Origin of the sequence: Saccharomonospora sp. NPDC046836, assembly GCF_040645195.1 — a bacterium.
Lineage (GTDB): Bacteria > Actinomycetota > Actinomycetes > Mycobacteriales > Pseudonocardiaceae > Prauserella_A.
The window spans coordinates 51,571-74,509 of the sequence record NZ_JBEYXW010000013.1; the positions used below are offsets into that span (position 1 = coordinate 51,571).

Consider the following 22,939-nt stretch of genomic DNA (forward strand, 5'->3'; position numbering starts at 1 on the left):
TGACGGGACAACCGAGTCAGGTCGCCTGCCTCTCGCGCCGACGCCATTCCGCCCCCGGCGCAGGGGTGCGGCGTCCACGACCACGCAAGCGGTCCTGGCGCGGCCCACGCGCCCGACCGACCAGCGAGGTCTCATGATTCGCGTGCCCCGCCGCGCCCGGCTGCTCGCGCTGCTTCCCCCGCTTCTGGCCCTTGCCCTCACCGGATGTGCGGACCGCGAGGCTGCCGCTCCCGCGGCGCCGTCGGCAACGGCCAGTGAGTTCCCCGTCGAGCTGCGGCCGGAGAACGCCCCAGCGGTCACCATCGGCGAGCGACCGGAACGGATCGTGTCGCTGTCGCCGTCGACCACCGAGACCCTGTTCGCAGTCGGCGCAGGCGAGCAGGTCGTCGCGGTCGACTCCGCGTCGACGTATCCCGAGCAGGCCCCGAAGACGTCGCTCAGCGGTCTCAACGTCGACCCCGAGGCGATCGCGTCGCACAACCCCGACCTCGTGATCGTCGAATCGGACCTCGACGGCAAGCTCGCCGGGAGCCTCGCCAAGACCGGTATCACGACACTCGTGCTGCCCGCACCCGCGACACTGGACGCCGCCTATGGCCAGTTCGAGCTCGTCGGCAAGGCCACCGGGCACCCGGAGCAGGGCGCCGACCTCGCCCGGCGCACCAAGGAGGAGATCGGCAAGCTCGTCGCCGACGTTCCGAAGCCAAGCGAGCCACTCAGCTACTACCACGAGCTGGACCCCACCCTCTACAGCGCGACCTCGGCGACGTTCATCGGGCAGGTCTACAGCCAGTTCGGGCTCACCAACATCGCCGATCAGGGCGACCCGAACGCCCTCGGCGGCTACCCACAGCTCTCCGCCGAACGCATCCTGCAGGCCGACCCCGACCTGATCTTCCTTGCCGACAGCCAATGTTGCGGGCAGAACGCGCAGACCGTGGCGGAGCGGCCGGGGTGGAGCACGCTCAGCGCGGTCAAGCAGGGGCGCGTTGTCGCCATTGACGACTCCATCGCCTCCCGCTGGAGCCCGCGGCTGGTCGAGCTCGCCAGCGCCGTGGCCGACGCGGTGACCGGCCGGTAGCCGCGAGCCGTGGCAGTCCTGCGTGCCCGCACCCGGCCCGCGCTCACCCGCCTGCGGCCGCGCGCGCTGGCGCTCGCGCTCGTGGCGCTGCTCGCCGCGCTGGTGTTCGCATTGGTGGCCGACTCCGGCGGGCTGGGCTGGCAACGGGTGCTCGCCGAGATCGTCGCGCAGCTCACCGGCGGCACCTCGCCGCTGAGCGAGCGAGAGGCGGCGATCGTGTGGGAGCTGCGGTTGCCGCGGGTGCTGCTGGCCGGGCTGGTCGGCGCCGCGCTGGCGGGCGCTGGTGCGGCGTTTCAGGGCGTGTTCCGTAACCCGCTCGCCGACCCGTACCTCCTCGGCGCCGCGGCAGGCGCGGGCATGGCCGCCACCGTCGTCGTGGTGTTCGCGCCTGCGGTCACGGGCTGGCTGATCGGGCCGCTGCCACTCGCGGCCTTCGCCGGCGCGCTCGGCGGTGTCGGCCTCAGCTGGTTGCTCGGCCGCTCCGCGGGCGGTTCGGGCACGGCGACCCTTCTGCTGGCCGGGGTCGCGGTCACGGCGTTCCTCACCGCGATCCAAACGTTCGTCCAGCAGCTCAACACCGACACCATCAAGCAGGTGTACACCTGGACGCTCGGTGGGCTGAACGTCACCGGCTGGCACGACGTCTGGATCGCCCTGCCCTACATCGCGCTCGCCGCGATCGTGCTGTGCGCGTGCGCGCGGCTGCTGGACGTGCTGACGCTGGGCGACGCCGAGGCCGCCTCGCTCGGCATCCGGCCAGGGCTGGTCCGGCTGGTCCTGCTCGCCGCGGCCTCACTGGCGACGGCCGCGGCCGTCGCCGTCAGCGGGCTCATCGGCTTCGTCGGCATCGTCGTGCCGCACATCGTGCGCCTGCTCGCCGGTGCCAGCTACCGGGTGATCATGCCGCTGGCCCTCATCGGCGGGGCGGTGTTCCTGATACTGGCCGACTTCGTGGCGCGGACGGTACTGCCCGGCGAGCTTCCGCTGGGTGTCGTGACGGCGTTCGCCGGGGCGCCGTTCTTCGCGGTCGTGCTGCGTACGAACAAGGAGCGGGCAGCGTGACCGGGGTACGGCTGCACGGGGTCGGCGCCGGATACGGCGACCGGCCTGCCGTGCGCGATGTGTCGGCCGAGATCGCCGAGGGCGGGTGGCTGGCGATCGTCGGCCCCAACGGAGCCGGCAAGTCGACACTGCTGAAGGCCATCGCCGGGCTGGTGCCCTGTCATGGGACGGTCGAGTTCGACGGGACGGCGGCGGAGTCGTTGTCCCGCAAGGAACTGGCCCGGCTGATCGGCTACGCACCGCAGAACCCGGCGCTGCCTGCGGGGCTCACCGTCACCGACTACGTCCTGCTCGGGCGCACCCCGCACCTCGGCAGGCTGGCACGGGAAAGCCGGGCCGATCTGTCCATTGTGGAAGACACGCTGGAGCGGCTGGACCTGCGTACGCTGGCGGGCCGCACACTGCGCACACTCTCCGGTGGGGAGGCGCAACGTGCCGTGCTGGCCAGGGTGCTGGCCCAGCAGACGCGGCTGCTGTTGCTCGACGAGCCCACCACCGGACTCGACATCGGGCATGCGCAGGCACTGCTGGAACGGCTCGACCGGCTGCGCCGGGAGGACGGTACGACCGTCGTGTCGACCCTGCACGACCTGACCTTCGCCGCGCAGTACGCCGACGAGCTGGTGCTGCTCGACGGCGGCGAGGTCGTCGCGGCAGGCAAGCCGGCGGATGTGCTGACCACGGACCGGCTCAGCCAGCACTACGGTGCCGAGACCGAGGTGCTGACGACCTCGGCAGGCCATCCGGTGGTCGCGCCGGTGCGCCGAGCCGACCCGTGAAACCGACCGGTGGCTACGCGCCCGGTTCGGCTCTGCGGTCGTCGCCGCCGGGCGTTGCGTCGGCGGGTGTGTCGTCGTGCCGCTCCTTCTCCCCCGCGGGCTCCGTGCTGTCCTCGACGTTGTCGGTGACGTCGGTGTCCTCGGCGGCTTCGGTGTCGGCGTCGCGGTCACGTAGCGTCTCGGGTTCCTCACGCGGCCCCCGCCGCCTGGCGACGATGAAGTAGGCCACCGCGCCGGCGAAGAGGATCAGCGAGGTCCACACGTTCACCCGCAGGCCGAGGATGTGGTTGGCCTGGTCGGTACGCATGAGCTCGATCCAGAACCGGCCCGCGGTGTAGCCCGCGACGTAGAGAGCGAACGCCCGGCCGTGCCCGAGCCGGAAACGACGGTCGGCCCACACCACCAGCAGGGCGACGCCGAGGTTCCACAGCAGCTCGTACAGGAACATCGGGTGGACGATCTCGACGGGAACGTTGTTGACAGCGACCCCGTTCAGCGGGTCCTCGACGAGCGGGTTGTTCGGATCGACGCGGCGGTAGATCTCCAGGCCCCACGGCAGATCCGTCGGGCCGCCGTAGAGCTCCTGGTTGAAATAGTTACCGAGCCGGCCGATGGCCTGTGCCACGACGATGCCCGGTGCGACCGCATCGGCCACGGCAGGCAGCGGGATGCCCTTGCGGCGGCAGGCGATCCACGCACCGACGCCGCCGAGCGCGATGGCGCCCCAGATACCGAGACCGCCGTCCCAGATGTAGAGCGCGCGCAGCGGGTCCCTGCCCTCACCGAAGTAGAGCTGGTTGTCGGTGATGACGTGGTACAGACGGCCACCGACGAGGCCGAACGGCACCGCGAACACGGCGATGTCGACGATGCTGCCCTTCGACCCACCACGCTGGACCCAGCGCCGGTCACCCCACCAGATGGCGACGATGATCCCGACGATGATGCACAGCGCGTAGGCCCGCAGCGGGAACGGACCGAGTTGCCACACCCCGCGATCCGGGCTGGGGATGCTCGCGAGGAAGACTGCCGACGCGGTTGTCACAACGGCAACCGTAGCGTGCGGGTCCCCCGGTCGGGCGCCGAGGTACGGTTCGCCTTTGTTGCGCTTTCAGGAGGTTGCGACGGGGCGGCGCACACCGTCGGCCAGCTCGCGTGTCAGCTCACCGAGCGCGGCCGTGCCCTCGGCCGCCTTGGTGACGAGGGCGGAGCCGACGATCACCGCATCGGCGAATCCCGCGACCTCGGCGGCCTGGTCGCCGGAACGCACCCCGAGGCCGACACCGATCGGCAGGTCCGTGTGCGCGCGTGTCCTGCGGACCAGGTCAGCGGCGCTGGCGCCGACCGACTCCCGCGCACCGGTCACGCCCATCACCGCGGTCGCGTAGACGAACCCGGATGCCGCCTTGACGGTCAGCGCGATGCGCTCCTCCGACGATGACGGCGCCACCAGGAAGATCCGGTCCAGCCCGTGCTGGTCGGACGCGGCGAACCAGTCGCCTGCCTCGTCGGGTGTGAGGTCCGGCGTGATCAGGCCGAGACCGCCTGCCGCGGCCAGGTCGCGTGCGAACGCGTCCACGCCGTAGCGGTGCACGGGGTTCCAGTACGTCATCACGACGGCTCGGCCACCACGCGCGGCCACCGACTCGACCACCTCGAACACGTGCTTGAGCCGGAAGCCGTTCTTCAGTGCGGTGTCGGCGGCCGCCTGGATGGTGGGGCCGTCCATCACCGGGTCCGAGTAGGGCACGCCGACCTCGACCAGGTCGGCGCCCGCGTCGATCGTCGCCGCGAGCAGGTTCTTCGACTCCTCGACGGTCGGGTAACCGGCAGGCAGGTACCCGACCAGCGCTGCCCGCTGCTCCGCACGGGTCCTGCCGAACAGCTCCTGCAGCCCGGTCACACGTCCTCCACCAGGTTGAAGTACCGCGACGCGGTGTCCACGTCCTTGTCCCCGCGACCGGAGAGGCTGACCAGGATGTGGGCTTGCTCGCCGAGCTCCCGCCCCAGCTTCATCGCCCCGGCCAGCGCGTGGGCAGACTCGATGGCCGGGATGATGCCCTCGGTCCGGGACAGCAGCTGGAAGGCCTCCATCGCCTCGGCGTCGGTGACCGCGCGGTACTCGGCCCGCCCGGTGTCCTTCAGCCACGAGTGTTCGGGGCCGACGCCGGGATAGTCCAGGCCCGCCGAGATGGAGTAGGCCTCAATGGTCTGGCCGTCCTCGTCCTGCAGCAGGTACGACAGGGCGCCGTGCAGCATGCCCGGCGTGCCCTCGGTGAGTGTGGCGCCGTGCTCACCGGTCTCGATGCCCTTGCCGCCCGGCTCCAGGCCGACCAGCCGCACACCGGGGTCGTCGATGAACCCGTGGAAGATGCCGATCGCGTTGGACCCGCCGCCGACGCACGCGGCGACGACGTCCGGCAGGCGCCCGGTCAGCTCGAGGATCTGCCGGCGCGCCTCCTCGCCGATGATCTTGTGGAAGTTGCGCACCATCACGGGGAAAGGGTGGGCACCGGCGGCTGTGCCAAGCAGGTAGTGCGTGGTGTCCACATTGGTCACCCAGTCCCGCAGCGCCTCGTTGATCGCGTCCTTCAGCGTCCGGGAGCCGGTCTTGACCGGGATCACCTCGGCGCCGAGCAGCCGCATCCTGGCGACGTTGAGCGCCTGCCGCTCGGTGTCCACCTCGCCCATGTAGATCACGCAGTCGAGGTCGAGCAGTGCGCACGCGGTGGCCGTGGCGACGCCGTGCTGGCCGGCGCCGGTCTCGGCGATGACCCGCTTCTTGCCCATGCGCTTGGTGAGCAGAGCCTGGCCCAGCACGTTGTTGATCTTGTGGGAGCCGGTGTGGTTGAGATCCTCCCGCTTGAGGAAGATCCGCGCTCCGCCCGCGTGCGCGGCGAACCGCGGCGCCTCCGTCAGCAGTGAGGGCCGTCCCGCGTAGCCGCTGAGCAGGCGGGCGAACTCGCTGGTGAACTCGGGGTCGAGCCGCGCCTTGTCGTACTCGGCGGACAGCTCGTCGAGCGCGCTCATCAGCGCCTCGGGCAGGAACCTCCCGCCGTACGGGCCGAAGTGCCCGCGCCCGTCGGGACCGTGCTTGGCTCGCTCGTTCTTCTCCGTCACCGGCTCGGCCTCGGACATGCGGGGTGGGATCCGGCGGTCACCAGCTTGACGAGTGCACCCTTGGGGTCATCCGTCGCGACCAGGCCCTCGCCGACGAGCACGGCATCGGCACCGTGCCCGGCGTAGGCCATCAGGTCGCCGGGGCCGCGCACGCCCGACTCGGCGATCTTGTACGTCTCCATCGGCAGGCCAGGGGCCAGCCTGGCGAACACGTCCCGGTCCACCTCGAGGGTGTGCAGGTTGCGCGCATTGATGCCGATCACCGACGCGCCCGCCTCCAGCGCGCGGTCGGCCTCCTCGGCGTTGTGCACCTCGACGAGCGCCGTCATGCCGAGCGACTCGACGCGATCCAGCAACGCGACGAGCGCGTTCTGCTCCAGCGCGGCCACGATCAGCAGCACCATGTCGGCGCCGTGCAGCCGTGCCTCGTGCACCTGATACGGGCTGACGACGAAGTCCTTGCGCAGGACGGGCACGTCAACCGCCGCGCGCACGGCGTCCAGGTCGGCCAGCGACCCGCCGAACCGGCGCTGCTCGGTGAGCACACTGATCACTCTGGCGCCCGCGTCCGCGTAGTCGGCGGCCAGTTTCGCCGGATCGGCGATAGCGGCCAGCTGCCCCTTGGACGGGCTGCGGCGCTTGACTTCGGCGATCACGCCGATACCCGACTCGCGCAGGGCGGCCATCACGTCACGCGGCGGGCTGACCTCCGCGGCACGCTGCTTCAGCTCCTGGAACGGCAACGCGGCCTCTCGCTCAGCGAGGTCGGCTCGCACGCCCGCGATGATGTCCTCGAGAACGCTCACCGGACTGCCCTACCGGCGTTCGCGGCTGTTGGTTCACTCGCAAGGTGCCTCACAAAAACCTTCCCCTTCCCGCCGGAATGATGCTAACCCTCGCGCTTCCGGCCACCGGCTCCGGGTCGGATTTGTCTTGTCCACCAGCAAGAGCGCGCCGAGACTAACTGCGTGTGGTCGGATCCTCGCCGTCGGAGAGGGCATCCCACAGCTCCGTTTCGGCATCCCGCGCGGCTCGTTTCCCGGCCGGTGCGGCGTACTTGGCCCCCATCCGCGGCATCCGGTGACCACGCCAGGCGAGTACGGCACCGGCCAGCGCCATCAGCGCGCCGCCCGCGACCGCCGCGGCGGGCCCCCACAGCGTCCGCTCCGGCTGGGCGGTACTTCCGTCGTAGCCGGGCGCCCAGCCGGACCAGTGCACGGCGTAGGCATTGCCGTTCAGTGCGAGGTAGAGCGTCAAGACGCCCACGACCACGAGTAGCACGCCGAACACCCTGCGGACGACGCCGCGGGTTCCGAGCACGCCGGCCACCGCAGCCAGCGCGAACAACGCGAGCGGCACCTGCCAGGCAACCAGATCGGAGCCGGCGAGGTCACCGGCCAGCCTGCCGTCGATCGTCAGGCCTCTCGGCACCGTGATCCAGGTCAGCCTGGAGGACCCCCACAGTGCGGCGGCAGCGAGCAGCAACGCGACCACCACGATCCACAGTGGACGCTTGTCCTGCCCGCGCGGTTCAGACACGGCTGGTGTCCAATCTGGTGTCCAATGCTGCGGCGGAGGCAATCGTGTTGGCGGCAGCGACCGCCGAGAGGACCGTGCGCGCCTTGTTCAGCGACTCGTTGTCCTCGTAGTCGGGCACGGAGTCGGCGACCACGCCGCCACCCGCCTGTACGTAGGCGACGCCGTCGCGCATGAGGGCGGTGCGGATCGCGATCGCGGTGTCGGCGCACCCTGCGAAGTCGAGGTAGCCGACGACACCGCCGTACAGCCCGCGGCGCACCGGTTCCAGCTCCTCGATGAGCTCCATGGCACGGACCTTGGGCGCGCCCGACAGTGTGCCCGCGGGGAAGCAGGCGATCACGGCGTCGAAGGCCGTCTTGCCCTCGGCCAGCTCGCCGGTGACCGTCGAGACGATGTGCATGACATGGCTGTAACGCTCGATGGCGAAGAAGTCGACCACGTGCACGGTGCCGGGACGGCACACCTTGCCCAGGTCGTTGCGTCCGAGGTCGACTAGCATCAGGTGCTCGGCGCGTTCCTTGTCGTCGGCGAGCAGGTCCTTGGCCAGCTGCGCGTCCTCGTCGGGATCGGCGCCCCGCCAGCGCGTGCCCGCGATCGGATGCGTCGTCGCGCGCCCGTCGCGCACGGTGACCAGCGACTCGGGGCTGGAACCGACGATGTCGAAACCGTCCAGCCGCAGCAGGTACATATACGGGCTGGGGTTCGAGGTGCGTAGCACGCGGTAGACGTCCAGCGCATCGGCGCCGGTGCGCATCTCGAAGCGCTGCGAGGGCACGACCTGGAATGCCTCACCGGCGTGGATGGCCTCGCGCGCTTTTTCCACGGCCGCGTGGAAGTCCTCCTTGGCCCGGTGCCGAGTGAACTCCGGCGCCGGACGCTCGAACACCGCGTTGGTGGCCGGTTCCGGCACGGCGAGCTGCCTCGTCATCTCCTCGATCCGGCGGACCGCGTCGTCGTAGGCAGCGTCGACCCGTTCGGGCGAGTTGTCCCAGTTGACCGCGTTGGCGATGAGCGTGACCGTGCCCTCGTGGTGGTCGAAGGCGGCGAGATCGGTGGCCAGGAGCATCGTCAGCTCGGGGATGTCGATGTCCTTCTCGGCCAGTTCGGGCAGCCGCTCGATCCAGCGCACGGAGTCGTAGCCGATGTAGCCGACCATGCCACCGGTCAGCGGCGGCATTCCGGGCAGCGGCTCGGTGTGCAGGGTCGTGATGGTCTCCCGCAGCACCTCGAGCGGGTCACCCTCGGTGGGCAGCCCGACCACGGGGGTGCCTGTCCACACGGCTTTGCCGTCGCGGACGGTGAGCGCGGCGGGACTGCGCACGCCGATGAACGACCAGCGCGACCAGGACTGCCCGTTCTCCGCGGACTCCAGCAGGAAGGTGCCGGGACGATCACCGGCCAGCTTGCGGTAGAGCGCGACCGGGGTGTCCGCATCGGCGAGCAGCCTGCGGACGACCGGGATCACGCGCCGGTCCTCCGCCAGCGCGCGGAAGTCCGCGCGGCTGGGGCTGATCGCGCCGAGCCCGGAGCCACCGGTGTCCAGAGAATGGGCGGTTACCATGCGGTTATTGTGCCGCTGGGGCATTTCCCGGCGTGCACCGGGCACAAATTCAAGTACTGTTGAATTTTTGACCTGGGTCGTTCATCATGGGCACGTGACCACCGCGAAGGACGACAGCCCCGCACGGCGCCGCGGGCGCCGCCCTGCCGGCGACGACACCAAGGCCGCACTGCTCGAAGCCGCGCGAGGCGTTTTCGCCGAGACCGGCTACGACGGGGCGACGGTGCGCGCCATCGCTGCAAGGGCGGGGGTCGACGCGGCGATGGTCAACCATTGGTTCGGCGGCAAGGAGGGCCTGTTCGCCACGGCCGTGCTCAACGTGCCGTTCAACCTCGACGAGGTGCTGGAGTCTGTCACCGTCGACGGCCCCGACCGGCTCGGCGAGAACATCGTGCGCACGTTCCTCACCCGCTGGGACGGCGCGGGCGGTGAGGCCTTCGTCGCGCTGATCCGCAGTATCACCACGAAGCCCGAGGCACTCGGCACGCTGAAGAACCTGCTGATCAGCAAGGTGCTGACCGCTGTCATGAGCACCACCGGCAGCGACCGGACCGAGCTGCGCTCGGCGCTCTGTGCCAGCCAGATCGTCGGCATGGGCATGGCACGGTACGTCGCCCAGATCGAACCGCTTGCCTCCGCTGACATCGAGACGCTCGTCGCCGCCATCGCCCCCACCATGCAGCGCTATCTCACCGGCGACATCGACGGTTAGGGCGTTCGGTGATCAGAGCCAGCTGCTGAGAAGGATCTGGCCGACGTCCTCCTCGGGATGCTCGCGGACACCGTAGATGGCGCTGGCACCGGCCCAGAGCACCGTCCTGCCCAGGTGGTTCGGGTATCGCTCGACCATCGCGTTGAAGAAGTCGACGGCGGTGGTCTCGGTCCGCAGGACCGCGTCTGCGTCGTCCAGGTACTGCCGGGTCTCCGCGATGGTCCGGTCGGCGTCGTCGTCCAGCTGGTTGTTCTGATGCCCGCAGACGATGCGCCCGGGCGCGAGGGCCTCGACCTGGTCGATCGCCGCTCGCCAAGGCCCGAAGCCGCCTACGACAACGCTTTCCCCGAGGAACATGTGAACGCCGTTGTAGATCACATCCCCGGCGACGACCAACCCCAGATCCGGGACGTAGAGGACGCTGGTGTCGTCGGTGTCGGTGTGGCCGACCTCGACGATCACGAGATCGTGCCCTTCGAGGGTGAAACGGTTGCCAGGAACGGTCACAGCCGTGACAGGCGTTGGCGGGATCCCTGGGTAGACCTTGTCCCAGAGGAGCGGCCGCCGGGCGGCGTTGGCGTGCATCTGGGCGATCGTTCCCGCGGTGGCGACCACACGGGCACCGAACTGTTCCGCCAGCGGGCCGGCGGCGAACCAGTGATCGCCGTGGCCATGCGTGACGAAGATGTCGGTGACGTCCAGCTCCTTTTCGTCGACCCAGTCGCCGAGCGCACCCGCCTGAGCCGTCGTCATCCCCGGGTCCATCAGCACCGCTTCGTCGCGCCCGTAGATCAGCGTGCTGGCCTGGGGAGAGAAGCGCCTTGGCTCTCCGTTCGGCAGGAGACCGTTGTCCTGTGGCGGCGGTTCGTTGATGAAGACGTCGTAATCGAGCTGACCGGCTCCGGACGGGGGCATCGAGCCTCCCTTCTACGGGGCGAGCATCTCCCGCGCCGCCCGTAGAACGCATCGCCCGATGCGGGTGACGCCCGGCGCCACATTCGCTCAGGCGCTAGGTAGTCGTACTCATTTCGTGTCGTTCGGGAGCCGGCACGCGTCACGCCGCGCCATAGTGTGGTCGATCGATCACAGCAGGGAGGGGGACGCGGTGAGCGGCTACGAGGTCGTAATCGGGGCAATCGAACGGGCATCCGCCTGTGCGGGGCGCGCGGCCGATGGTGTGCGCGGAGTCGATCTCGGGGGGACGTTGACGGGGGTCACTCAGGGCATGCCCGGCGGGACGGCCGTGGCAGCCGCACGCGGGCTCGCCGACTGGTGGGGGCAGGCACTGCCGGCGTGGGTGGGCAGCATGACGGAGCACTCGGCCCAGCTGGCGACGGCGGCCCAGCGGTACCAGGCGGACGATGCGGCAGCTGCCCCTGACCTGCGGATGACGACTGGCACCGGTCACTCGCGGCCGATCTGATGGTCAGCTGGGGAGAGCTGCGCCGGTGGGATGCCGCAGCGGTCGGTGGCGTGGCCGATGGGTTGAACCGGCAGATCAGCACGCTGGTGGCGCTCAACGAGGAGGTGGCGGGCGCCGCGAAACCCCACGGCTGGAAGGGTGACGCGGCCATAGCCGCGAACAACCGCGGGACAGCGCTGATCACGGGGCTTGAACAGCGAGTCGCCGAGGCGGCGGCGGTACGCCGCGCAGCACACGAGGTACAGATCGCGCTGGAACGCCTGAGCTCTGTCGTCGCCGAGACCGACGAGCTGGCCCGGCGGAACTCCTGGCTGATCTCCGATGCCGGCGAGGTCGTCCTGCAGCCGGTCGTCATCGACCTCACCGATCCCGCGCTGGCGGCCGAGCGCGCGAAGATCCACGAGGAGCTGGTCGACCGGGTCGAGCAGATCGTGCGCCGGGCCAACGATGTCGACGCCGATCTCGCGGCCATCCTGACCAGGGCCGCGCGTGGAGAGATCACCGAGCAGGGCGCAGGCACACTCGCTCAGGCCGCGGATGCCGGTACCGCCCAGAGCGGGCTGACGATCATCGGCCCACCACCCGAAGGGACGCCGGCGGACAACAAGGCCTGGTGGTACAGCCTCTCCGACACCGCGAAGGCGGCCGTCTTCCGGAACAACCCCGAATGGATCGGCAACCTCGACGGAATCCCGTGCGTCGACCGGGACGCCGCTAACCGGATCATCCTGGACCGCGAGATCACCCGGCATCAGTCCGTTGTCGACCACAACCCCGGCGACGAAGATGCGAAGGGCAAGCTGGACGGCCTCAGGACCATCGAATCGCGGCTCAACTCGCCCCAGCCAGGCCAGCAGCAAGCGTTCCTACTCGGGCTGAACACAAGAGACGACGGCAAGGCGATCGTCTCCGCCGGAAACCCTGATACCGCCGCCGATGTCGCGACCTATGTCCCAGGAACCGGCTCGGAGCTGGCAAGCATCGGCGGCGACATCGACCGTTCCGACCGCATGGTGCGTGCCGCCCAAAGGGCGGGTTCGACCTCGACGGCAGTGATCACGTGGTTGGGCTATGACGCACCGGACTCCATTCTGGACGCAGCCAGTGAGAGTTACGCCGACAACGGCAGGGGCGCGCTGGCAGGTTTCACCGATGGCCTACGTGCGACCCACGAGGGCCCGCCCTCGCACAACACTGTGATCGGCCACAGTTACGGCACCACGCTCATCGGCCACGCTGCCAGCGATGGCGGTCTCAACACCGATGACCTGGTGTTCGTGGGAAGCCCCGGCGTCGGCGTGGACGACGTGTCCCAGCTCAAGCTGGATGGCGTCGATCAAGCTGACATCGGCAAGCGTGTGCACTCGACGGTCGCCGAACACGACATCATCAGACTCGCCAATATCGAGGTCGTTCCACCCGGAGCTGGCGAGTTTCCCGGCTATGGTCAGGAACCCATTGATATCGCGCATGGCCCCGATCCCACCGACCCGGATTTCGGCGGCCAGGTGTTCACCTCCGACCCTGGCACTGAAGGCCCCGTGTACCTGGGTGGCCTTTCCGGCGCGGCGCACAGTGAGTACTGGAATCTCAGGTCGACGTCACTGACCAACATGGGCCGAATTATCGCCGGTGAGCCGACGTCCTAGGAGGCAAGGTTTTGGGTAAGGGCACGGGGTGGAAGTTCAGCTTGACGGCCTTGCTCGTCGGTCTGTTCGCGTCTGGCGCATGCGGGAGTAACGGAGTCGAAATGCAACCAACGATCACGATCGACGAAGCCAACCGGCGCGTCGAGGAGTATGTCGCCCGCGCAGTCAAGGCCCTTCCGCCGGAGGCAGAGCTTCGACTGGGATACGAGGAGCGCAGTGGGGACTGCTCCGACCCAACCGATCACGGACCGAAGAACCGAGTGGTCGCGAACCGCGACTACAACGTGCTCGGCCTCCAGCCCGAGAAAATCCCCACCTACTTCGACGCGCTACGCACCTGGTGGCTCGCCAACAACTTCAGAATCCTCAACGACACACCACCCAACGAATTCCTCTGGGTCGAAAACAACACCGACGGTTTCCAGATGACACTGCAGGCAAACAGCAAAGGCGAATTGTTTCTCATCGCTGGGTCACCCTGCGTGTGGCCGAACGGCACACCCGAACCCGAAGCACTGGGCAACACGCCGGATACCGGCACCGCCGTCGCGCAGGACCGACCCACACCACCAACGATTCAGCCAACCACCCCACAGACGCAACAAAAGAAGCCACGACCACGCCGTGCGCCCGTCGACGACGAGGACTTCGACCAAACCGACTGGACCGACGACAACCACACCTGACGCGGGCACAAGGTTGAGAAAAAGTAAGCACCGGAGACAAAAGGCTCTCCACACATCCATCCTTATAGGACTCCTTGTGGGCGCATGCTCAACGGGAGCAAGGACACAACCAACAATCACCATCGACGAAGCCAACCGGCGCGTCGAGAATCTCGTGCCATCGCTGGACCGTTCTGCCCGAGAACCGGCATCGACCGACTGGATTTCCGTGACCTGCAATGAAGTCCAGCACCTGCTCGCCACGCTCGTCATCACACCGACCAAGGAAACGGCGTACGGCTGCGCTTCTCCATCTGGCGCAGACGACATCAACACCGGGCCCGACGGCTGGAGCACTAAGGTCAACTGTGAGTATGCTTGATCACTATGTCGACCAGGTGCACAGACCACATGGTGATCGAGCTACATTACGTCGCAAGAGAAGGAGCGGACCCCGGGTGAGGCTCAGCATATTGACAGATTGTATTCTAGCCCGCCTCCACGGCACCATTAGTTCATAATTCTCTTTGCATACTGGAGATAGCGTGGCGCGAAACGAACTCCCTGACCGTCTTAGTGGAAGTTCATTTATCGGAAGCACATCTCCGAACAGGGCAGCAAAGTTCGCCATTTTCGTAGCCACCTCGGTGGGAGTGCTCGTTATCGCACGCCCGGGGTTTCTCGATCTACACGTATACCGTAGCGGTGGATACGCTTGGCTTCACGGGGTCGGGCTGTATTCCGAATCATTTCCTGATCTTGTACCTGGCTCGAGCCCGCCTTTCACATACCCACCTTTTGCCGCCATAATTTTTTCACCTCTCTCGTGGCTCCCCTGGCATGCCTCGAAGATGGTTTTGACACTGGCAAGCGCAGGGCTCATTTACAGAATATTCGTTACAACGGGTCGCCGGATCGGAGTATTCGACCAGGAGGACCAGACGACCTGGAGGATGCTGATTGCATCACTACTGGCGCTCATCGCTATCGAGCCGATTCGTCAAACGTTATCATTTGGCCAGATTAATATAATACTCATGGCCCTTGTCGTGGTCAATTGCCTTTCTCGAAACGTCAAGTGGCCACGTGGAATGCTTGTAGGTCTAGCTGCAGCAGTAAAGCTCACGCCGGCAGTGTTTGTCGCTTTCTTCTTGATTCAGAAGAATTATCGGGCAGCCTTGGTTTCCGTCCTATCATTCGCCTCATTCGGAGTCATTGGGTTTATTCTCGCACGCCGTGACTCCATGGATTACTGGTTCTACGAATTATGGAACCCTGACAGGATCGGAGGCGCTGCTTACGCCTTCAATCAGAGCTTCATGGCTGTTTTGTCGCGACTGAGGATCGACGATCTGGAGGTCCGTAACACTCTCTGGCTCAGTCTTGTGCTCGGCACGTTCGTGTTAGCCGTGATTGGAGCTCGGCGCTACTTTCGCGCAGGCGACCCTGCTGGAGCGTTACTAGTGGTCGCGGCTTGGGGCCTCTTGGCATCGCCAGTGAGCTGGTCCCACCACTGGGTATGGGCCGCCCCGGGCCTACTCATGCTTGCATACCGAGCGATCAAAGGTACCCAGTTCGTCAGGATCGTAATGATCGCTGTGGCCGCGATCTTCGTGGTTGGGCCTCACGCACTTCTTCCGTATTCGGCGGATAACACCGCAGAGCAGCATTGGGTATGGTGGCAACACGTGGTTGGGTCAAGCTATGTCCTCGTCGCACTCGGCCTTCTGATCGTGTCAGTCACGCTTCGGCCGACAGGCATAAAGCGGTCGACTATCAGTGGAGACCCCGGCAAACGCGGCGAATCCAGGTAGTACCTACTGGCGACCTTGTTACGACCAGAACAGCACCAGCTACAGAGGTTTGCCGGTGCCAAGGTGTTTTCTTGGAGCACTGAGACCGGCGACACTCCGAAACTACAACACGGACGGACATGCGGGAACAACGACGCCGATCAAACCGGTGCGGCTCCCTCGTCGGCCAGCAGCAGCCGCTCGTCGGTGTCGAAGCAACTGTGGGCACCTGTGTGGCAGGCCGGTCCGGTCTGGTCGACACGCACGAGCAGCGTGTCGGCGTCACAGTCGACGCGGACCTCACGCACGTACTGCGTGTGACCGGAGGTCTCCCCCTTCACCCAGAGCCGCTGCCTACTGCGCGAGTAGTACGTCGCCTTACGGGTGGTGAGCGTCTGGTGCAGCGCCTCGTCATTCATCCACGCCACCATGAGCACCTGCGAGGTGCTGTGCTCGACGACGACAGCACACACCAGTCCATCGGGTGTGCGCTTGAGCCGGTCGGCGATCGCCGGGTCCAGTTCCGCGCTCACCGGACCTCCACCCCCGCGACCCGCAGCGCCTGCTTGACCTCGCCGATCTTGAGCTCGCCGAAGTGGAACACGCTCGCGGCCAGCACCGCATCCGCCCCGGCAGCGACGGCGGGCGGGAAATGCTCGATCGCGCCCGCACCGCCGCTGGCGATCACCGGCACCCGGACAGCCTTGCGTACCAGCCCGATGAGCTCCAGGTCGAAACCCGCCTTCGTACCGTCGGCGTCCATCGAGTTCAGCAGGACCTCACCCACGCCGAGCTCCTCGCCGCGCGCCGCCCACTCGACGGCATCGATCCCGGTACCGCGCCGCCCGCCATGCGTGGTGACCTCGAACCCGGACGCTGTCGGCTGTCCGCCCTCGGGGACCCTGCGCGCGTCCACCGAAAGCACGACACACTGCGCGCCGAACCGGTGCGACGCCTCGCGCAGCAACTCGGGCCGGGCGATGGCCGCGGTGTTGATGCTGACCTTGTCGGCACCCGCCCGCAGCAGCCGGTTGACGTCGTCGGTGCTACGCACACCACCACCCACCGTGAGCGGGATGAACACCTGCTCGGCGGTCCGGCGCACGACGTCGAAGGTGGTCTCCCGGTTGCCCGATGAGGCGGTCACGTCGAGGAAGGTCAGCTCATCGGCGCCCTCGGCGTCGTAAACGCGCGCCAGCTCCACCGGATCACCCGCGTCACGCAGGTCGGCGAAGTTGACGCCCTTCACGACACGCCCCGCGTCGACGTCGAGGCAGGGGATCACTCTCACCGCAACGGACATGTCCCCAGCTTAGGGTTCGCCGTCGCCGACCAGCTCAGCAGCCGTGACGGGACCGCTGGCGAGCGCCGAGCCCGGCCGGGTGCGCAGCCCGTCGAGCACCAGTTCGAGGAACCTGACGGGGACTGCGTCGGCCACCGCATCCGGAAGGCCGGGCAGTTCGCGCACGAGCATGCTGAGCAGCACGGCGATGTCGCCGGAGCCGACGTCGGTACGCAACACGCCATGAGCTTGTGCGCCCGCGACCATCCGGTCCAGCAGTCCGATCAGCTCCTGCCGTGCCGCACGCAGGGCCGGTCGACCGTGCGCGGCCTGCGGCAGCTGCGGAGTCAGCACTGACAGCAGCACACCAATGCGCAGCTCCACCGCGCGCCGCAGGAACCCCACCAGGGCGGTCCACGCGTCCGGGCCGGCGGACAGCTCCGTTTCGGCGATCTCGGTCAGTCTGCCGACGGTATCGATCGCAACAGCTTCGATCAGTGCCTCGCGATCGGGGAAGCGCCGGTACAGCGTGCCGATTCCGACCCCGGCACGGTGAGCCACCTCGTCGAGCGGCACATCGATGCCGCGCTCGCCGAAGAGGGTCCGGGCGGCAGCGACCAGATCGTCGCGGTTGCGCTGAGCGTCGGCACGGAGCCGCTTCGTCATGACACCCCACAAACTGGATGAATTTCCTCCGGTACTGTAGTGCTACTAACCGGAGGAAATTCATCCACTTGGAGGTGGGCGCTCATGCCAGGCAAGATCGCGCGGGGAATGGCGAAGGTGATGAACCCGTTGACGCTCAAGATCGCCGGCCGTCGTCTCCGCGCCTACTCGGTCGTCCGGCACATCGGGCGCCGATCCGGCCGCGAATACGCCAACCCGGTCGCCGCCTACCCACTCGGCGACGGTTTCGTCATCGCGCTCGCTTACGGCCGTGACTCGAACTGGGTCCGCAACGTGCTGAACGCGGGAAAGTTCACGCTCACCACCGCGGGCGCCGACCACGTACTGGAACGCCCTGAAATAGTTCCCGCAGCCACCGGCCTGCCCGCGTTCCCGCGCACACTGGCACTCATGCTCAGACTGAACCGCACCAAGGAGTTCCTCTGGGCACATGAGCCCATGTCCTGAGCAGGCTGCCGGAGATGTGCGTCGCCGGACGGCCGGCAGGCGGGCCGTGCGTATGATCCTCAACCCATGGGGCGAACCGGACATCTCAGCATCTTTCGCTGCACTGCCACGTCCGATGACGGGCAACGGGCAGTGGGACGGCGCCGTGGTTCGTCAGGTCCGTCCCACTATCGAGGGAACGCCGGGGTGCCCGATGATCCAGTACCACCTCAACGGCGGCCCGTCACTCGCGGTCCAGTAGCGTTAATCGCACGGTTTCCGGGGAAATCTCATCAGGTCGGAGACCAGTTGCCGCGAAGAGTTCCGAGGATGCCTGCATGACAACGGTCACCATGGGGGAAACGCTCGGGTCCGATTCCCCGGACGCCGAGCCAGCCACCCAGCAGCCGAAGCGCCGTGCGCGCCTGCTTCCCGCCGCCGCCGCGGTGACAGGCGGGACGACCCTCATCGGCATGCATGCGCTGTTGTACGGCAACTGGCTCATCGACGACGCTGCGATCACGTTCGCCTACGCGCGCAGCTTCGCCGACGGGCTCGGCCCGGTGGTCCAGCCCGGCGCTCCGGCGGTGGAGGGCTACTCCAACCCCACTTGGACGGCGCTGCTGGTCCTCGGGCGGCTGGTCGGGTTGTTCGATCACGGCACGATCTTCGGCATCCCCGACTACGTGCTGTTCCCCAAGGTGCTGGCGCTGCTGCTGTGCGCGGGAATCCTGGCCGCGTGTCACGTCGCCGCGGCCAGGGTGACGCAGCGCCCGTGGCTCGCGACGCTGGCGGTCGGCGGACTGCTGGCCATCACGCCGTCGTTCGTCATCTGGACCTTTTCCGGTCTGGAGAACCCGCTGTACGCCTTCCTCATCACGTGGATGGCGGTGCTGGTCTTCCGTGCCGTACTGGACGATCGGCTGCTGAACCCGAAGCTGGCACTGGCCATGGGCGGTCTCGCCGCGCTGGCCGCGCTGACCCGCCCGGAAGGGCTGATCTACGCCGGGGTGTACCCGCTCATCGTGCTCGGCACCTTGCGGCGTGCCATGTTCGGCGCCTGCGTACGCAACATCCTGCTGTCCGTCGCCGCCTTCGCGGTACCCGTCGGTGCGTACTTCGCCTGGCGCTACGCGACATTCGGCCAACTGCTGTCCAGCCCGTCCGTGGCCAAGAGCCAGGACCTGCCGACCCTGCAGGATTTCACCAGGGCGGGTGAGCTCGTCGACTACGCCGGTGCACCAGCCGTCCTCGTCGCCGTGCTCGTCATCGGCATGGCGCTTGCCAGACCGGCGTGGTGGCGGCGCGGGTTGCTCGCCCTGCTCGTACCGCTGGGCCTCGCCGTGATCGCCTACACCGTGCTGGAACCGGACTGGATGTCGCAGCTGCGGTTCGCGACACCGATCTGGGTACTCGGCGCGCTGACCGCCACCCTCGCCGCGGCCGACGCGCTGCGCCGGGCCCGATTGCGCGGCCGGGTCTGGATCACGGCCGGTCTCGTCGGCGTGCTGCTGCCGACGACCGCGTCGTTCGCGACCGCCACCGAGACCTTCCGCGCCCAACCGGACATCTCCGCCTGCTACGTGGCCGACCGCTTCGGCCGGATTTTCAACGGCTACGCCGACGTCCTCGGCCTTTCTGACGGCTCACTCCTGCTGCCCGACCTCGGCGGCTCGGCGCTGACGAGCAGGCTGCACCTGGTCGACATGGCGGGCCTGACCAACCATCGTTTCGCCGAACTGGTCAGTGACGGCGATCTGCAGGGCCAGCGCGACTACGTCTTCGACGAGGTCAAGCCGACATTCATCCACACCCGGGAACCCTGGACCAGGGGCAACGGGATAGGTCTCGACCCGCGCCTTGCGCGTGACTACTACCCGGTCCACTACGACATCTACCAGGGCACGCCCAACGGCGACTGGGTGCGCAAGGACGCCGTCCCCAACCAGGCGGCGCTGGATGGGCTGCGTGCCTACGCCACCGAGCACGCCACCGAGGTCGAACGCAACATCGGCGGCTGGCCACGCAGGCAGTGCGGCAACACCCTGGAACGCGGGCAGACCACCACCGGTCAGTCCTAGGTTGATCGGGTGGAAGCTCAGCTGGAGCGCCTGTCGCGCGAGAAGTACGTACTGCTGACGACGTTTCGCAAGTCCGGTGAGCCGGTGCCGACACCGGTGTGGGCGGCGCGGGACGGCGACGAGCTGGTGTTGTTCAGTGTGCGCACCGCAGGCAAGGTCAAGCGGATCCGGCGTAACCCGCGGGTCGAGCTCACCGCATGCGACCTGCGCGGCCACAGAACGCACGGCGAGACCGTCAGCGGTCTGGCCCGCATCCTCGACGACGCCGACAGCGACCGGGTCCGCAGGGTCCTCGCACGCAAGTACGGTCTCACCGGCCGGGTGACGATGTTCTTCAGCCGGCTGCGCGGCGGTCCGCAGCGCACGGTCGGCATCGCGATCGGCCTGGGGACCTGACGCTCCACGTGTGGGACCCCAGCACCGAAAGCGACTGACGCGCTATCAGGCGTCCGCGACCGCCGCGAGCGCCTCGGGCAGGGTGAACGCGCCCGCGTACAGTGCCTTGCCGACGATGGCGCCCTCGACACCGTCCCGCTCCAGTGTCGCCAGCGCACGCAGATCGTCCACACTGGACACTCCGCCGGAGGCGATCACGGCGGCGTCGGTGCGTGCGGTCACCTCGCGCAGCAGATCGAGGTTCGGACCTTGCAACGTGCCGTCCTTACTGACGTCGGTTACGACGTAGCGCTGGGCACCATCGCGGTCGAGCCGGTCCAGCACCTCCCACAGGTCCCCGCCGTCCTGCGTCCAGCCGCGCGCGGCCAGCCGGTGCCCGTCCTGGGTGATGCGCACGTCCAGACCGATCGCGACCCGGTCGCCGTAGGTCGACACGACCTTCGCGCTCCACTCCGGGTTCTCGAGCGCGGCCGTGCCGAGGTTGACCCGCCGCGCGCCGGTCGCGAGCGCGGCGGCCAGCGACTCGTCGTCGCGGATGCCGCCCGAGAGCTCCACCTGCACATCGAGCTTGCCGACGACCTCGGCGAGCAGCTCACGGTTGGACCCCTTGCCGAATGCGGCGTCGAGGTCCACGAGATGGATCCACTCCGCGCCGTCCCGCTGCCAGGCCATGGCCGCGTCCAGCGGCGAGCCGTAGGAGGTCTCGGTACCGGCCTCGCCTTGGACGAGCCGGACAGCCTGGCCGTCGGCGACGTCGACGGCGGGAAGGAGGGTGAAAGTCACCTGGTCACTATAAAAACCGCCGCTGCGCCGTGCACTCAGAGGGTACCGAGCCAGTTCCGCAGCAGTTGCGCTCCGGCGTCGCCCGACTTCTCCGGGTGGAACTGAGTGGCCCACAACGGCCCGTTCTCCACAGCGGCAACGAAGTCCTCACCGTGGTGAGCCCAGGTGACCTTCGGTTGCCGTCCGGTGAGCCCCGAGTCGAGCTCCCAGGTGCGCGCGGCGTAGGAGTGTACGAAGTAGAACCGCGCGCCGGCGTCCACACCGGCGAAGAGCTCCGAGCCGGCTGGCGCGCGCACGGTGTTCCAGCCCATGTGCGGCAGCACGTCGGCATGCAGGCGCTCGACCGTGCCCGGCCACTCGCCGGTGCCCTTGGCCTCGACGCCATGCTCGACACCGCGTTCGAACAGGATCTGCATGCCGACGCAGATGCCCAGCACGGGCCTGCCGCCGGCCAACCGGGTGCCGATGATCTTGTCGCCGCCGACGGCACGCAGGCCCTCACTGCAGGCCGCGAAGGCGCCCACGCCGGGTACGACGAGGCCGTCGGCCGCGAGCGCCGCGTGTGGGTCGGCGGTGACCTCGACATCGGCACCGACACGCTGCACGGCACGTTCGGCGGAACGGAGGTTGCCCGAACCGTAGTCCAGGATCACGACACGAGGCACATGCCCAGATTAGCCGCTGCGCCTGGCCAGCCACGCCACCGGCAGCAAGGCCAGCGCCCATGCCGCGAGCAGACCGAATGCCACCGGGAAGGTCGTGCCGGTGACGATGGCGCCGACCGCGACCGCGCCAAGCCCCTGCCCTGCGTCGAAGGCCACGTTCCAGGCAACGCTTGCCGGGCCCGCGGGCGCGCGGGCGAACATGGCGACCAGAGCATCGTTCTGCACCACACCGAAGCCGATGCCGAACAGCGCCACCGCCAGCACCGCTGGCAACGGATACGCCGCGAGAAGCGCGAACGCGGCCAGCCCGATCCCCGCGCAGGCCAGCCCGGCGGGCAGCATCCGCCCCGCACCCGCCATCCGGTCGCCGAGGTGCCCTGCGGCCCAGCGCGCGAGCATCGCGGCGCAGGGCACCACGAACAGGGCGAGCGCCGAAGCCGGTGACGTCACCACGATCGGCAGGAACGTCGCGAGCGCGCCGAACCCGGTCGAGGCCGCCAGCATCGGCAACCACGGCTGCCAGGTAGCGGCCACCACCGTGCGCAGCCCGCGTTCCCCCGTTGGCCGGTGCCGGGGCGTTACCCTGCGCAGCAGCACGATCGGCACGACCGCGCACAACGGCAGGGCCGTCGCCAGCACGAAGACCTGCGAGAAGCCCCAATGCTCGGCGATCCACGTGCCGAGGGGCAGGCCGAGTAGTTGTGGCAGCCCCGCGGCGAGGCCGTACAGCCCGGAGCCGCGGGCCACGGAGCCTGCCGGTAGGAGCTCGGCGATCAATGCGCTGCCGCAGACGGTGACCAGTCCGAACCCAATGCCGCGCAGCAGCGAGATGCCGAGGATCGCCGGTGCTCCCGTCATGGCGATCAGCAGCGGCGTCGGGATGACGAGGAACAGCGCGCCGCACAACAGCACCGTGCGGTAGCCGTAGCGCCGCACCAGCGCCGAGGTGGCGAACTGCGCCAGAACGCAACTGGTCATGAAAACGCCGGTGGCCGCCCCTGCCGCGACCGTGCCGGCTCCTTGCTGGACCGCCCACAGCGGCACGACCGGCAGCAGCAGTGCGTAGCCGGAGAAAGCGGTGGCCGAGGCGAGGAGGATGAGCCGGAAATCCCGGTGACGCAGTGGGGACACCGCGCGCGGTGCGACATCGGACCTCGCTGTGGACACGCACCCCGTTCTAGTACGCCCGTACCTGTCCTGTCCACGCCTCGGAGCGTGGAACGTCCCCCAAGGCC

25 protein-coding genes are annotated in these 22,939 nt (G+C 68.2%); 12 read left to right on the top strand and 13 right to left on the bottom strand.

All coding sequences use genetic code 11. The features are described from left to right. Nucleotides 1–133 precede the first annotated feature (133 nt). Genes ABZ863_RS16725 through ABZ863_RS16735 form a run of 3 tightly spaced genes read left to right on the top strand, consistent with a single transcriptional unit; the run spans nucleotide 134 to nucleotide 2,922 of the window. The gene (locus ABZ863_RS16725; protein WP_358536124.1) at nucleotides 134–1,081 is read left to right on the top strand and encodes an ABC transporter substrate-binding protein; all 948 of its coding nucleotides are present in this window, start codon (nucleotides 134–136) and stop codon (nucleotides 1,079–1,081) included. Nucleotides 1,082–1,099: 18 nt separating this feature from the next. Then, nucleotides 1,100–2,143 (top strand): iron ABC transporter permease, encoded by a 1,044-nt coding sequence (locus ABZ863_RS16730; RefSeq protein WP_358536339.1) that lies wholly within the window; start codon nucleotides 1,100–1,102, stop codon nucleotides 2,141–2,143. Continuing rightward, nucleotides 2,140–2,922, top strand: coding sequence for an ABC transporter ATP-binding protein (locus ABZ863_RS16735; RefSeq protein WP_358536126.1), 783 nt, complete (start codon nucleotides 2,140–2,142; stop codon nucleotides 2,920–2,922). The genes ABZ863_RS16730 and ABZ863_RS16735 overlap by 4 nt, the downstream gene beginning before the upstream one ends. A gap of 13 nt (nucleotides 2,923–2,935) precedes the next feature. Here the strand turns inward: ABZ863_RS16735 and lgt are convergent, their stop codons facing one another. The 6 genes from lgt to ABZ863_RS16765 all read right to left on the bottom strand — a co-directional run bounded on the left by lgt (nucleotide 2,936) and on the right by ABZ863_RS16765 (nucleotide 9,142). Then, entirely contained in the window at nucleotides 2,936–3,967 is a 1,032-nt protein-coding gene (gene lgt, locus ABZ863_RS16740; protein WP_358536128.1) for a prolipoprotein diacylglyceryl transferase, read from the bottom strand. 66 nt (nucleotides 3,968–4,033) lie between these two features. Then, a complete protein-coding gene (gene trpA, locus ABZ863_RS16745; protein ID WP_358536130.1) occupies nucleotides 4,034–4,825 on the bottom strand; it encodes a tryptophan synthase subunit alpha in 792 nt (263 codons plus the stop codon). Then, nucleotides 4,822–6,060: a tryptophan synthase subunit beta gene (gene trpB / locus ABZ863_RS16750; protein WP_358536132.1), complete on the bottom strand. Its 1,239-nt coding sequence runs from the start codon at nucleotides 6,058–6,060 to the stop codon at nucleotides 4,822–4,824. Before trpB ends, trpA begins: the two co-directional genes overlap by 4 nt. After that, nucleotides 6,039–6,848 (bottom strand): indole-3-glycerol phosphate synthase TrpC, encoded by an 810-nt coding sequence (gene trpC, locus ABZ863_RS16755; protein WP_358536134.1) that lies wholly within the window; start codon nucleotides 6,846–6,848, stop codon nucleotides 6,039–6,041. The genes trpB and trpC overlap by 22 nt, the downstream gene beginning before the upstream one ends. 154 nt (nucleotides 6,849–7,002) lie before the next feature. Then, a complete protein-coding gene (locus ABZ863_RS16760; RefSeq protein ID WP_358536136.1) occupies nucleotides 7,003–7,581 on the bottom strand; it encodes a Trp biosynthesis-associated membrane protein in 579 nt (192 codons plus the stop codon). Then, nucleotides 7,574–9,142 (bottom strand): anthranilate synthase component I, encoded by a 1,569-nt coding sequence (locus tag ABZ863_RS16765; protein WP_358536138.1) that lies wholly within the window; start codon nucleotides 9,140–9,142, stop codon nucleotides 7,574–7,576. Before ABZ863_RS16765 ends, ABZ863_RS16760 begins: the two co-directional genes overlap by 8 nt. Before the next feature lie 94 nt (nucleotides 9,143–9,236). Here ABZ863_RS16765 and ABZ863_RS16770 point away from each other — a divergent pair, with 94 nt between their 5' ends. After that, entirely contained in the window at nucleotides 9,237–9,854 is a 618-nt protein-coding gene (locus ABZ863_RS16770) for a TetR family transcriptional regulator (protein WP_358536140.1), read from the top strand. Nucleotides 9,855–9,866: 12 nt separating this feature from the next. Here the strand turns inward: ABZ863_RS16770 and ABZ863_RS16775 are convergent, their stop codons facing one another. Continuing rightward, nucleotides 9,867–10,769, bottom strand: a complete 903-nt coding sequence (locus tag ABZ863_RS16775) for an MBL fold metallo-hydrolase (protein ID WP_358536142.1) — start codon at nucleotides 10,767–10,769, stop codon at nucleotides 9,867–9,869. Nucleotides 10,770–10,959: 190 nt separating this feature from the next. On the opposite strand from ABZ863_RS16775, the gene ABZ863_RS16780 reads away from it, so the two are divergent. The 5 genes from ABZ863_RS16780 to ABZ863_RS16800 all read left to right on the top strand — a co-directional run bounded on the left by ABZ863_RS16780 (nucleotide 10,960) and on the right by ABZ863_RS16800 (nucleotide 15,405). Beyond that, nucleotides 10,960–11,277, top strand: coding sequence for a hypothetical protein (locus tag ABZ863_RS16780; protein WP_358536144.1), 318 nt, complete (start codon nucleotides 10,960–10,962; stop codon nucleotides 11,275–11,277). Next, nucleotides 11,277–12,926, top strand: a complete 1,650-nt coding sequence (locus ABZ863_RS16785; protein ID WP_358536146.1) for an alpha/beta hydrolase — start codon at nucleotides 11,277–11,279, stop codon at nucleotides 12,924–12,926. The genes ABZ863_RS16780 and ABZ863_RS16785 overlap by 1 nt, the downstream gene beginning before the upstream one ends. Before the next feature lie 101 nt (nucleotides 12,927–13,027). Next, entirely contained in the window at nucleotides 13,028–13,612 is a 585-nt protein-coding gene (locus ABZ863_RS16790; protein WP_358536147.1) for a hypothetical protein, read from the top strand. Between the two features lie 76 nt (nucleotides 13,613–13,688). Next, complete coding sequence (locus tag ABZ863_RS16795; protein WP_358536149.1) at nucleotides 13,689–13,973, top strand: hypothetical protein; 285 nt, start codon at nucleotides 13,689–13,691, stop codon at nucleotides 13,971–13,973. A 163-nt stretch (nucleotides 13,974–14,136) separates the two neighbouring features. After that, nucleotides 14,137–15,405 (top strand): glycosyltransferase 87 family protein, encoded by a 1,269-nt coding sequence (locus ABZ863_RS16800; protein ID WP_358536151.1) that lies wholly within the window; start codon nucleotides 14,137–14,139, stop codon nucleotides 15,403–15,405. Between the two features lie 140 nt (nucleotides 15,406–15,545). Here the strand turns inward: ABZ863_RS16800 and hisI are convergent, their stop codons facing one another. Genes hisI through ABZ863_RS16815 form a run of 3 tightly spaced genes read right to left on the bottom strand, consistent with a single transcriptional unit; the run spans nucleotide 15,546 to nucleotide 17,332 of the window. Beyond that, nucleotides 15,546–15,917 (bottom strand): phosphoribosyl-AMP cyclohydrolase, encoded by a 372-nt coding sequence (hisI, locus tag ABZ863_RS16805; protein WP_358536153.1) that lies wholly within the window; start codon nucleotides 15,915–15,917, stop codon nucleotides 15,546–15,548. Continuing rightward, the gene (hisF, locus tag ABZ863_RS16810; protein WP_358536155.1) at nucleotides 15,914–16,687 is read right to left on the bottom strand and encodes an imidazole glycerol phosphate synthase subunit HisF; all 774 of its coding nucleotides are present in this window, start codon (nucleotides 16,685–16,687) and stop codon (nucleotides 15,914–15,916) included. Before hisF ends, hisI begins: the two co-directional genes overlap by 4 nt. Nucleotides 16,688–16,696: 9 nt before the next feature. Then, nucleotides 16,697–17,332, bottom strand: a complete 636-nt coding sequence (locus tag ABZ863_RS16815) for a TetR/AcrR family transcriptional regulator (protein WP_358536157.1) — start codon at nucleotides 17,330–17,332, stop codon at nucleotides 16,697–16,699. Between the two features lie 84 nt (nucleotides 17,333–17,416). Between ABZ863_RS16815 and ABZ863_RS16820 the strand changes: the two genes are divergently transcribed. The 3 genes from ABZ863_RS16820 to ABZ863_RS16830 all read left to right on the top strand — a co-directional run bounded on the left by ABZ863_RS16820 (nucleotide 17,417) and on the right by ABZ863_RS16830 (nucleotide 20,256). Continuing rightward, on the top strand, nucleotides 17,417–17,800 hold the full coding sequence (locus tag ABZ863_RS16820) for a nitroreductase (RefSeq protein ID WP_358536159.1): 384 nt from the start codon (nucleotides 17,417–17,419) through the stop codon (nucleotides 17,798–17,800). 317 nt (nucleotides 17,801–18,117) lie between these two features. Further along, nucleotides 18,118–19,860: a hypothetical protein gene (locus tag ABZ863_RS16825; protein ID WP_358536161.1), complete on the top strand. Its 1,743-nt coding sequence runs from the start codon at nucleotides 18,118–18,120 to the stop codon at nucleotides 19,858–19,860. Between the two features lie 9 nt (nucleotides 19,861–19,869). Continuing rightward, nucleotides 19,870–20,256 carry a PPOX class F420-dependent oxidoreductase gene (locus ABZ863_RS16830; protein ID WP_358536163.1) on the top strand — a complete coding sequence of 129 codons (387 nt, stop codon included), beginning with the start codon at nucleotides 19,870–19,872 and terminating at the stop codon, nucleotides 20,254–20,256. Between the two features lie 45 nt (nucleotides 20,257–20,301). Here ABZ863_RS16830 and priA read toward each other — a convergent pair whose 3' ends face one another. The 3 genes from priA to ABZ863_RS16845 are packed head-to-tail and all read right to left on the bottom strand — an operon-like array spanning nucleotide 20,302 to nucleotide 22,871. Further along, nucleotides 20,302–21,039 carry a bifunctional 1-(5-phosphoribosyl)-5-((5-phosphoribosylamino)methylideneamino)imidazole-4-carboxamide isomerase/phosphoribosylanthranilate isomerase PriA gene (gene priA / locus ABZ863_RS16835; protein WP_358536165.1) on the bottom strand — a complete coding sequence of 246 codons (738 nt, stop codon included), beginning with the start codon at nucleotides 21,037–21,039 and terminating at the stop codon, nucleotides 20,302–20,304. Between the two features lie 35 nt (nucleotides 21,040–21,074). Next, complete coding sequence (gene hisH / locus ABZ863_RS16840; RefSeq protein ID WP_358536167.1) at nucleotides 21,075–21,704, bottom strand: imidazole glycerol phosphate synthase subunit HisH; 630 nt, start codon at nucleotides 21,702–21,704, stop codon at nucleotides 21,075–21,077. Nucleotides 21,705–21,713: 9 nt separating this feature from the next. Then, nucleotides 21,714–22,871, bottom strand: coding sequence for an MFS transporter (locus ABZ863_RS16845; protein ID WP_358536168.1), 1,158 nt, complete (start codon nucleotides 22,869–22,871; stop codon nucleotides 21,714–21,716). Nucleotides 22,872–22,939 lie beyond the last annotated feature (68 nt).